Origin of the sequence: Spirulina sp. CCNP1310 (assembly GCF_034932185.1) — a bacterium.
Taxonomy (GTDB): Bacteria; Cyanobacteriota; Cyanobacteriia; order Cyanobacteriales; family Spirulinaceae; genus Spirulina.
Genome location: NZ_JAYGHW010000088.1, coordinates 1 through 1,059 on the forward strand (window position 1 = coordinate 1; position 1,059 = coordinate 1,059).

Consider the following 1,059-nt stretch of genomic DNA (forward strand, 5'->3'; position numbering starts at 1 on the left):
TTATGCTGCGTAGTTGACGGATTCGTGTTGAAAGTAGTTCATCACAATTTGGGGTTGTTTCTGGGTACTACGGAGATAGGAGCGGAGTTCGTCCAGTAGTTCCTGGCGGTTGCCGGGGCGACGGCGGCCGAGGGCGTTGGATTTCACGTCCTGGTTGAGGAGTTCGTCCGGGTTCAGATCGGGGCTGTAGCCGGGCAGGAAAAACAGGGACAGGCGGTCCGCGTGCCGGGCCACCCAGCGACTCACTTTCCCTGAGCTGTGGACCGGGTGCCCATCGACGATCAAATAGATTTTTCGCGACGATTGCCGCAGCAGACGTCTCAGGAAGTCGATCATGACATCTCCGGTGAACCGTTGTGTAAACACCATAAATGTGAGTTTGCCGCGATTTGTGATGGTTGAAATCATGTTGCAGCCGAACCGCTTCCCAGTGCCTGGAATGACCGGCGTCTGTCCCTTGCGGCCATATGAGGTGCCGGTCTGATGATCGCTCCGCAACCCCATTTCGTCCCCCCAGTGAATCTCTGCCCCCTCGGATTTCGCCTGGCGGGCGATCACGGGATACTCGGCGCCCAGCCACTGCCGCACCGCCACCGGATCCCGTTCGTAGGCACGTCTGAGCGGCTTTTGCGGGGTGAACCCCCACTTCTTGAGATAGCGGCCAATCGTCCACACACTCAATTTCAATCCCCAGCGATGTTCAATCAACTCTTGCACCGCGGCCCGTGTCCACAAAGAGAAAGACAATTTGAGTTGATCGGGGCAGCGGTCGGTGATGATCCGCACGGTCGTTGCCGCTTGATGCCCTTTCAGGGTCGATCGCCGGGGGCGGCCGCGCGGACGAGACGTCAGCGCCCGCTCTCCCGCGGCCTTGTAAGCTTTCAGCCATTGATACACGGAGGTCTTCGACACACCGAATGTCCGCACGGCGTGCGCCTTGGACATCCCCTCGTCGACCACCGCCCGCACCACCCGACGCCTCAGGTCTTCCTGAGCCTCGGCCGTTAGTGATCTGCCATCAGTTGTATCCATATCCATAAAACACCACATCCCTAAAAA

General features: G+C 58.7%; 1 protein-coding gene. It reads right to left on the reverse strand.

Annotation, left to right across the window (positions count from 1 at the left end; all coding sequences use genetic code 11):
• On the reverse strand, positions 1–1,059 hold a 1,059-nt coding region (locus VB712_RS14000; RefSeq protein ID WP_323255741.1), incomplete at its 5' end, for an IS630 family transposase.